An 8,847-nucleotide genomic window follows, 5' to 3' on the forward strand; every position below is an offset into this window, starting at 1 on the left:
GTGCTCCTTCGTTACAGGCACAAAGACCTCGATCTTCAAAGGCGCGTCGGCAAAAGCTCTTCTTGCTTTCATGCCGGAAGCACAATCCCGGGTGGTGCTTTCCGGGGCTTCAAGTGCTGAAATCAAAAAGCTGCGATCCGAGATCGAGTGCATCAAATCCAGAGGTTATGCCGAAAGCCAAAGTGAAGTTGACGACGGAATCTGGGGTGTCAGCGCTCCGATCTATTCAGGCAGTGGCAACATGGAGGGGTGCATCACTCTTATGGTGCCCTCTTTCAGGGTTGGTGAACGCCGGGACGCACTGATTCGAAAACTCTGCACGACCGCCTCCAGCGCAACGGAGGCGTTGTCAGAAAAGCTCAAACCTTCAACCCAACCCAAACCCCAACAGGAGAAACAATCATGATCCGTCAAAGCTTTCTTGGACTGGCCTGCGCCATCAGCCTTGCAGCCACAGCCCACGCCGAAACTATTAACGTCGTGACCGATGCCACTTTCCCTCCCTTCGAATACGTCGAAGAAGGCAACCTGACCGGCTTCGATATCGAGCTGATGAACGCCATCGCCGCCCAGATGGGTGACGAGGTCAACTGGATCAACGGCGACTTTAAAGGCCTCGTGCCGAGCCTGGTTGCGCGCCGCGCCGATATCGCCATTTCCGCCATCTACATCACCGATGAACGGCTGAAGGTGGTCGATTTTTCGGAACCCTACTACACCGGCGGCCTGGTCATCATGACCAAAACGGAAGGTTCCGACATCACCGGCCCTGCTGAACTCGCTGGAAAGTCGATCGCTGTCCAGGTGGGGACGAAATCGACCAGCTATCTGCGTGAGAACTACCCCGACACGAATGTGGTCGAGGTCGAGAAGAACGACCAGATGTTCAGCCTCGTGCAGACAGGCCGGGCAGATGGCGCCGTGACCGGTAAGCCGGCCGCACTCCTTTACGTCAAATCCAATCCTGACGTTCAGGTCCTGACCGAGCAGCTCACGAGCGAGAACTACGGGATCGCCATTCGCAAGGACAAGCCTGAGCTGGTGACCGCGGTGAACGAGGCCATCGAAGCGCTGAAGGCCGACGGCACCTACCAAGCTTTGGTCGAAGAGTATTTCGGTCAGTAAGAACGAAAGGTCGAGGCTATGAATCTAGATTTTGCACCCGTCTGGGATGGCATCCCCTACCTGATGCACGGCGTTGTCGTCACCGTCGAGGTAACGGCACTGGCTCTTGTGCTGGGCTGCGCGATTGGCTTGCTGGTAGGGATCTGCCGGCTGAATCCGCAACGCAGGGTGGTCTACTTTATAGCCTCGACATACGTCACCTTCTTTCGTGGCACCCCTCTGCTCGTTCAGCTTTTCCTGCTGTTCTATGGGCTGCCGCAGTTCAACATTTTCCTCCCGGCATTTCTGTGCGGGGTACTGGGCCTGGGCATGTATTCCGGTGCCTACGTCTCGGAAATTGTGCGCGGCGCCATCGAGTCCATTGATCGTGGTCAGGTGGAAGCGGCCCGTTCGATCGGCATGTCTTCGGCTCAGGCTATGCGCGTAATCATCCTGCCGCAGGCCGCCCTGCGCATGGTGCCGCCACTCGGAAACGAGTTCATCGCGCTGATCAAGAATTCCGCGCTGGTCTCGCTGCTGACGATCTCTGATCTGATGCATGAAGCGCAGATCATCATCTCGACCAGCTACCGCTCCTTGGAAGTCTACCTGGCGGTCGCACTGGTCTACCTCGTGCTCACCTCCGCCATGGGGGCGATCCTGCGCCGGGTGGAACGCAAGCTTCGCGCCGGAGGGCTCGTGTAATGACAACAGCACCCATTATCGACATCCGCGGTCTGGCGAAGAAGTTCGGGGAGGTCGAAGTCCTGCGTGACATCTCGATGCGGGTCCAGCCGTCACAGGTCATCGTCATCGTAGGCCCGTCCGGGTCCGGCAAGAGCACCCTTCTGCGCTGCATGAACGCACTGGAGGTCCCTCAGGAAGGTTCCATCGAGATCTGCGGAATGTCACTGCTCGAAGACGGCAAGCTGATCCCTGAGGCAGAGTTGAACAAGCTACGCCAGAGGGTCGGCATGCTCTTTCAGTCGTTCAACCTCTTCCCTCACCTCAGCGTCATGGACAACGTGACGATCGGCCCGCATCTTCTGCTCAAGAAGTCCCGTGCTGAGGTTGAAGCCATTGGGCGTGACCTGCTGGATAAGGTCGGCCTTGGGAACCGGGGTGACGCCTACCCTTCGCAACTCTCAGGCGGCCAGAAGCAGCGTGTTGCCATCGCACGCGCCCTCGCCATGAACCCGCAGGTCATGCTGTTTGACGAGCCCACCTCAGCACTCGATCCGGAGCTGGTCGGAGAGGTTCTCGCCGTGATGCGTCAGCTCGCAGAGGAAGGCATGACCATGATCGTTGTGACCCATGAGATGGGCTTTGCCCGTGAGGTCGCCGACGAGGTGCTCGTCATGGACGGCACGATCATTGAAAAAGGCTCGCCGGATGAGATCTTCGGCAACCCCCGACAGCCACGCACGCAAGCATTCCTTAAATCAGTTCTCAGCAGGTAAGCTTATGACCTATTCCGTGAATCGCGGCGACAGCCCCCTGGTCCTGGGATTTCCGCACGGCGGCACTCAGGTTACAGTCGATGTCGCTGCGAACTTAAATGAAAACGGTCTGATCCTGGCCGACACCGACTGGCACATCGCCAAGCTCTACGATGGTCTTGTGGAAGATGTCACCACCGTTGAGGCGACCTTCCACCGCTACGTCATCGACGCCAATCGGGATCCAGGTGGCGACAGCCTTTATCCTGGTCAGAACACGACCGGTCTGATCCCGCTTCATGATTTCGATGGTCAGTGGATCTGGTTGCAGGAACCCTCGGATGAGGACCAGAAATATCGCGTCGCCTCGTTTCATGAACCCTACCACAGAGCCCTGAACGATGAGATCCAGCGCGTGAAGTCCAAGCATGGCTATGCCGTGCTGATTGATTGCCACTCCATCCGCTCTGAGATCCCTTTCCTGTTCGAGGGGGTCCTGCCTACGCTCAACATCGGCACGGACTTCGGTAAAACCTGCGACCCTGCCATTGAGGCCGCCGTGATGGGTGCGATCGCAGATGGCCCTTTCACCCAAGTCCTCAACGGCAGGTTTCGGGGAGGCTGGACGACACGGCACTACGGGCGGCCGGCGGATCACGTCCACGCGGTCCAGATCGAGATAGCTCAGCACGCCTATCTCAGTGAGGAGACCCCGCCGTTCAGATACGACAACAAAAAAGCAGACGAACTACGGCCGAGCCTGGCTTCCATACTTTCCGCCGTCCTTTCCGCGGCACAGTGAGACATCCCATGACATCGACAGTTTTCGCCCATCACGCCCTTCTCGCCGACGGGTGGGCTTCCGACATCCGAATCTCGATCGACCAGGGGCGCATCAGCGGGATCGAAAAGGGTGCCGTGTCGTCGAATGGCGACGAGGTGGTCGGCTTCCTGACCCCTGCCCCCGGTAACCTGCACAGTCACGCCTTTCAGCGCGCATTCTCGGGCTTGACAGAGCGCCGTGGAAACCCTGTCGACACCTTCTGGACGTGGCGGGAGATCATGTATCGCTGCGCCCTGACGATCCAACCCGATGAGCTGGAGGTTGTTGCGGCCCAACTGTACATGGAGATGCTCGAAGCCGGTTTCACAAGGGTTGGCGAATTCCACTACCTCCACCATGACACCGATGGCCGTCCATACGCCAACGTCGCCGAGATGGGCGAACGTCTGGTCGGTGCAAGCGTTCAGGCCGGCATCTCCATGACGCTACTGCCCTGCTTCTACGCCCACGGTAACTTCGGTGGGGCTGATCCCGTCGCCGGACAGGCCAGGTTCGTGAACTCGCTCGACAGCTACGCCCAGATAATCGACCTGAGCAAGGCGATGACAAGCAAGGTCGACGGCGGTGAGGTCGGTTTTGCACCGCACAGCTTACGCGCCGTCGCTCCGCACGAGCTTACGGCCATCCTACAGATGGGCCCAGGGCCCATGCACATGCACGTCTCTGAGCAGATGAAGGAAGTGAACGACTGTATCGCTTGGTCCGGCCAACGTCCGATCGAGTGGTTGATGGCCAATGTCGACGTCGATGAGCGCTGGTGCCTCATTCATGCCACCCACCAGACAGACGAGGAGCTGGCGTCGATTCTGAAATCTGGCGCCGTGGTTGGACTATGCTCCCTGACCGAAGGCAACCTCGGGGACGGCGTCTTCGCGGGGCAGTCCCACATCGGGAAAGGCGGCGCCTTCGGGATCGGATCAGACTCCAACATCCGGATCAGCCTGGCCCAAGAGTTGTCCCAACTTGAGTACTCACAACGTCTTCAACTGCAGAACCGCAACGTGCTGGCCGGCGGAGAGGGTTCGACTGGCGAGAACCTTTTCCGCAAGGCCGTGGCTGGCTCCGCACAGGCTCTGAATGGATCCCCTGCCCTAGCAGTCGGAAACGAGGCCAGCATGATCAGCTTTGACGGGTCAGCCGCTCCTTGGATCAATCATGAAACTCTGCTCGACTCGTGGATCTTCGGGATGGATCAAAGCCCTGACAAGGTGTGGGCCCGCGGCAAGGTTGTCGTGTCACAAGGTAAGCACATCGACCGGGATAGTATCTCGGCCAGCTTCAAGCGGACGATGACGACGATCGTGGCAAGGTTCTGATTTAAATGCACCCAAGCTCAATCCCCGTTCATGACCGTTAACAGGCAGTCGGCCGGCGCTTACCGTTCGAGAACGGAAATTATCCTCGGGGTGTGATCATGAAAATCCGGATTGGTTACGTCTCGGCATGTGCTACTGCTCTGCCCCCCGAGAACTGGACCGTTTGAAGCTGGAGTTTTCCGCTAATTTTCCCTGGATGGGAGGGTAATCCTCCCGTTTTTAACGGGGTGCCGCCGTAGAACTTAGGGTCAGGACTCGTTCTCATTTCAAAGCCAGAACATGACGGTTGCTGCGAGGGCGATGGCGGAGAGGAAGACTTTCGGGCATCGGTCATAGCGTGTGGCGACACGCCTCCAGTCCTTCAGACGTCCGAACATGATCTCGATCCTGTTGCGTCGCTTGTAGCGGCGCTTGTCGTGCTTGATGGGCTTGGCGCGAGACTTCCGGCCCGGGATACAGGGCTTTATCCCCTTGTCTTTCAACGCATCTCTGAACCAGTCAGCGTCGTATCCCCGGTCGGCAAGCTGCCTAGCAGGGCCGCGGCACCGGTGTAATCACTCACCTGGCCTGCCGTCATGAAGAACCGGATCGGACGTCCTTCGGCATCGGTGACGGCATGCAGCTTTGTGTTCATGCCACCCTTGGTGCGACCAATCACACGGACCCGCTGGTCGTCGGACCCCCCTTTTTCAACCGCAGGCTGGTCGCCGTGCGGTGCGCTTTCAAATAGGTCGCGTCGATCATCACCGTCTTCGGAACCGCCGCCTCGGAGGCCAGCCCCTCCATGATCCGGGCGAAGACGCCCATGTACCCCCACCGCTTCCAACTGTTGTATAACGTCTTCGCGGGACCATACTCCTTTGGTGCATCGCACCACCGCAAGCCATTGCGATTGATGAAGATAATACCGCTCAGGACACGCCGGTCGTCGACCCGCGTCACACCATGGCTCTTCGGGAAGAACGGCCGAAGCCGGGCCATCTGTGCGTCCGTCAGCCAGAAAAGATTGCTCATCGTCACCCCCGTCAGTTCGGGAGCTTGAATCACGCAGCTGTGGCGACCTCAAGCAGATCAATGGGTCCTGACCCTACTTTTGCGCTTTGCGCTTTGCGTAGCGCCGGTCCCGTTCAGCTTTCCGGGCCGCTTCGTAATCAGCAACGACGTCACCGTTCAGGTCTTTCTCAGCGACTTTCAGTGCGTCAGCTTCGGCTTTGGCAGCATTTTCGGCCGCGAGAGCGTCAGTGCGCACGGCGTCCTCCTCGTCGCGTTTGTTCTGCGCCCGCTCCGCCTGACGGGCGTCCCGGGCGGTCGCCACCGCTTGGCGCTCCTCCTGCCGCGCCACCCGGGTAGGTTCAGCAGCTTCCTGTGCGGCCCGATGCGATTGCAGCAGGGCAGCTTTTGCATCGGCCGCAGCGCTGCGACGGCCGGCGAAGTCATTCTCTTTGGGGTTTCTCATGTTTTTGTTCCGTTGAACGTATTGTTGCTCAGATTGTCAGGCATAGTCGACGTAATACAACACGAGCACGGCGACCAGCCTCTCCTCCCGCTATCGAACTTCAAAGCCGGTTGAATGAGCACAGGCAGTCCAGGGCCTGCCATAGCAGCCACAAAATGATCCCTGTCGCCAGAGCGCCTGCGGTCAGGAGGATCGCCAGCACTGTCATTTGCAGGTGTGACTGCGTGACGATGTCATGTTCTTTCATACGTTGCCTGGCTTTGCCGATCCGGATTGTCGTCGGAATAACGATGCGGCAGTATTCCTTCAGGATTAGTGAACCTGAATGCGACGCCTGAGACCATGAGCAAAAAGACCCTCAATACGACCAATCTTGAAAAGCTGGGTGCGGAAACACTTGCCGCTTTGGTGATGGATCTTGTCCAGGGCAGTGCCGCTCTGCAGCGCAGAGCCCGGCTTGAGATCAGCGCCGCACAGGGTCCGAAGGATATTGCTGCGGATCTCCGCAAGCGGTTCGCCGCGTTGCGTCGCGCGACGGCTTTCGTGGACTGGCGGAAGCAGAAAGCTTTGGTCAAAGACCTCGCGGGTCTCCTCCGCATGATCGAGATGAATATTGCCCCGCTCAATGCAGACGACGCATTCGATCTGCTCTGGTCGTTCCTGCAGTTGGCACCTTCGGTCCATGAGCGCACCGATGACAGCAATGGGGCGGTGGGTGCCGTCTTCAGTGAAGCCATTGACCTCATCGCCACAATTTCCCCACGCATCTCTGTCGATCCCAAGACGCTTGCGGAGCGCATTCTGGAGGCCGTGGCTGGCGCGGGCTACGGCGAGTTCGACGGGATCATTGCCGCGACCGCGGATGCCATGGGTGACGCAGGTCTCGAGCATCTGAAGGTCGTGACGAAGGCCTGGGCCGACATCCCGCCAAGTGCAGCTGACATCGAGAGATACAGCGGCTTCGGCCTGTCGACCTCTGCCGCCGACAGCTTCCGGCGGAACAAGGAGTTGACACAGTCGATCATCCTTGCGGACGTCGCCGACGCGCAGGGTGACGTCGACGCCTACATGGCGCGATACACACCCGAACAGCTGACATATGGCACGATCGCACCAAACGTCGCATGGCGGCTGCTGGAGGCTGACCGTGTGGACGAGGCTCTTGCGATCGTGCGAACGGCTATGGCTGCGGACGCTGCGAGTTCCTACAGGCCATTCCGCCATGACCTTGATCTGGCGTATGTGGAATGCTTGGAACGGAAGGGCCGGACAGCAGATCTGATTGAACACCTCTGGCTGAGTTTCACCGAGACGCTGGACGCGGGCAGCCTGCGAAAGTTTCTGAAATCACTGCCTGACTTTGAAGACGTAGAGGCAGAAGAAAAGGCGTTGAATCATGTAGAGGTCTTCCCGGATCTGGAGGCTGCGATCGATTTTCTGATATCCTGGCCCGCATTGACCCGCGCCGCCCGGATGGTGCTGGCCCGTTCGGAAGAGTTGGACGGCAATCGATATGAAACACTGACCCCGGCCGCCGACGCTCTGTCCGACAAACACCCCCTCGCAGCCGTTCTATTGCGACGCGCGATGATCAGCGATGCGCTCGATGGCGCCAAATCAACGCGATACCGTCATGCCGCGCGGCACCTTGCCGAATGTCGGTCGAGTGACGCCATCGTTAAAGACTATGGCAGCATTGCAGACCATGACGTCTTCAGGGCGCTTCTGAAGCAGAAACATCCGCGAAAGTTTGGATTTTGGGAACTCGTCGATGGGTAGCTTCCGGCCGATTCTGTTGAAAAACAACGGTTCGCTCGTGCAGAAAGTCAGGTGCCGATGATGGCGGAATCGCCTTTGTTGTCAGGCTGGGCGCACATGCTGCGGTCGGGAAGGATCTTGGCCAATTTCCGGAGGTTCTGAGCGGTGGCAGCGAGCAGAAATTCGTCACTTGCGCCGTTCGGACCACGTAATCGGAGCCGCCCCAGCCGCAGAATGCGCTTGAGGTGGGCGAAGAGCATCTCGACCTTCTTTCGGAGCCGCATTGAGACGGCGTATTGCTCTGTCTTCGCGATGTCGCGGGCGACTTGGCGGGCATCTTCATGCTCTTCGCGGGTGATCTTGCGGGCGTCGGCATTCGGGCAGCAATTCGCCTTCGATGGACAGGATTGGCAGGTCAGCTTCAGGGCCTGATACTTTGCGACGCCCTTGCCGGTCGGGCCACGGTTCGGGTCTGAGTAGTTGCGTCGGAATTGCTTGAGGGTTTCGCCTTCCGGGCAGATGTATTGGTTGTTCTCGGCGTCCCATTCAAAGTCGGCGCGAGACCACGTGCCGTCTGTGCGGCCCGCCTTGTCGATAACCGGAATATGCGGTGCGATCTTGCGGTCCATCAGCCAGCCCAGCATCGGCCCGGAACCGTAAGCGGTGTCTGCAATAATGCGCTTGGGATGCAGGTTGAAGGTGTCTCTGACACGGTCCAGCATCGTGCGAACGGACCCGACCTTAGCTTGTCGGATCGACCGGGTGGCCTCAACATCGACGATGACAGCGTGGTGCGTATTCCGGGGTGATGCGCCCACCGATTCCGATTTGATGCGCCCACCCATTCCGATTTCATCCGCCCACCGGTTCCGGGGTATGCGCCCACCCCTGTGACGTGCTGCTGCGAGGCAATCTGTAACCGGCTACCTT

9 protein-coding genes and 2 pseudogenes are annotated in these 8,847 nt (G+C 59.0%); 7 read left to right on the top strand and 4 right to left on the bottom strand.

What is annotated here, in order from left to right:
* The 6 genes from ACOI1H_RS21735 to ACOI1H_RS21760 all read left to right on the top strand — a co-directional run.
* Positions 1-406 (top strand): IclR family transcriptional regulator domain-containing protein (locus ACOI1H_RS21735; RefSeq protein WP_422440115.1); only part of this gene is annotated, 406 nt, incomplete at its 5' end.
* Complete coding sequence (locus ACOI1H_RS21740) at positions 403-1,125, top strand: transporter substrate-binding domain-containing protein (protein ID WP_422440116.1); 723 nt, start codon at positions 403-405, stop codon at positions 1,123-1,125. The genes ACOI1H_RS21735 and ACOI1H_RS21740, both read left to right, overlap by 4 nt.
* An 18-nt stretch (positions 1,126-1,143) precedes the next feature.
* Positions 1,144-1,809, top strand: coding sequence for an amino acid ABC transporter permease (locus ACOI1H_RS21745; RefSeq protein WP_422440117.1), 666 nt, complete (start codon positions 1,144-1,146; stop codon positions 1,807-1,809).
* Complete coding sequence (locus ACOI1H_RS21750) at positions 1,809-2,564, top strand: amino acid ABC transporter ATP-binding protein (RefSeq protein ID WP_422440119.1); 756 nt, start codon at positions 1,809-1,811, stop codon at positions 2,562-2,564. The genes ACOI1H_RS21745 and ACOI1H_RS21750 overlap by 1 nt, the downstream gene beginning before the upstream one ends.
* Before the next feature lie 4 nt (positions 2,565-2,568).
* Positions 2,569-3,345, top strand: coding sequence for an N-formylglutamate deformylase (hutG, locus tag ACOI1H_RS21755; RefSeq protein WP_422440120.1), 777 nt, complete (start codon positions 2,569-2,571; stop codon positions 3,343-3,345).
* 8 nt (positions 3,346-3,353) lie between these two features.
* Positions 3,354-4,703 (top strand): formimidoylglutamate deiminase, encoded by a 1,350-nt coding sequence (locus ACOI1H_RS21760; protein ID WP_422440122.1) that lies wholly within the window; start codon positions 3,354-3,356, stop codon positions 4,701-4,703.
* 266 nt (positions 4,704-4,969) lie between these two features.
* Here ACOI1H_RS21760 and ACOI1H_RS21765 read toward each other — a convergent pair.
* The 3 genes and pseudogenes from ACOI1H_RS21765 to ACOI1H_RS21775 all read right to left on the bottom strand — a co-directional run bounded on the left by ACOI1H_RS21765 (position 4,970) and on the right by ACOI1H_RS21775 (position 6,406).
* Positions 4,970-5,717, bottom strand: a pseudogene (locus tag ACOI1H_RS21765) (IS5 family transposase).
* Between the two features lie 73 nt (positions 5,718-5,790).
* The gene (locus tag ACOI1H_RS21770; protein ID WP_422440123.1) at positions 5,791-6,159 is read right to left on the bottom strand and encodes a DUF6481 family protein; all 369 of its coding nucleotides are present in this window, start codon (positions 6,157-6,159) and stop codon (positions 5,791-5,793) included.
* A 100-nt stretch (positions 6,160-6,259) separates the two neighbouring features.
* Complete coding sequence (locus tag ACOI1H_RS21775; RefSeq protein WP_422440125.1) at positions 6,260-6,406, bottom strand: hypothetical protein; 147 nt, start codon at positions 6,404-6,406, stop codon at positions 6,260-6,262.
* Between the two features lie 95 nt (positions 6,407-6,501).
* On the opposite strand from ACOI1H_RS21775, the gene ACOI1H_RS21780 reads away from it, so the two are divergent.
* Entirely contained in the window at positions 6,502-7,938 is a 1,437-nt protein-coding gene (locus ACOI1H_RS21780) for a DUF6880 family protein (protein ID WP_422440126.1), read from the top strand.
* 81 nt (positions 7,939-8,019) lie between these two features.
* Here ACOI1H_RS21780 and ACOI1H_RS21785 read toward each other — a convergent pair.
* Positions 8,020-8,717 (bottom strand): annotated as a pseudogene (locus tag ACOI1H_RS21785) (transposase); the annotation flags it as partial.
* Positions 8,718-8,847: the final 130 nt, after the last annotated feature.

Origin of the sequence: Loktanella sp. DJP18 (assembly GCF_049310965.1) — a bacterium.
Lineage (GTDB): Bacteria > Pseudomonadota > Alphaproteobacteria > Rhodobacterales > Rhodobacteraceae > Loktanella.

Excerpts from the sequence above, each read along its gene's own strand:
- ACOI1H_RS21740 (WP_422440116.1), top strand. The coding sequence starts at position 403 with ATGATCCGTCAAAGCTTTCTTGGACTGGCCTGCGCCATCAGCCTTGCA.
- ACOI1H_RS21745 (WP_422440117.1), top strand. The coding sequence starts at position 1,144 with ATGAATCTAGATTTTGCACCCGTCTGGGATGGCATCCCCTACCTGATG.
- ACOI1H_RS21750 (WP_422440119.1), top strand. The coding sequence starts at position 1,809 with ATGACAACAGCACCCATTATCGACATCCGCGGTCTGGCGAAGAAGTTC.
- hutG (WP_422440120.1), top strand. The coding sequence starts at position 2,569 with ATGACCTATTCCGTGAATCGCGGCGACAGCCCCCTGGTCCTGGGATTT.
- ACOI1H_RS21760 (WP_422440122.1), top strand. The coding sequence starts at position 3,354 with ATGACATCGACAGTTTTCGCCCATCACGCCCTTCTCGCCGACGGGTGG.
- ACOI1H_RS21770 (WP_422440123.1), bottom strand. The coding sequence starts at position 6,159 with ATGAGAAACCCCAAAGAGAATGACTTCGCCGGCCGTCGCAGCGCTGCG.
- ACOI1H_RS21775 (WP_422440125.1), bottom strand. The coding sequence starts at position 6,406 with ATGAAAGAACATGACATCGTCACGCAGTCACACCTGCAAATGACAGTG.
- ACOI1H_RS21780 (WP_422440126.1), top strand. The coding sequence starts at position 6,502 with ATGAGCAAAAAGACCCTCAATACGACCAATCTTGAAAAGCTGGGTGCG.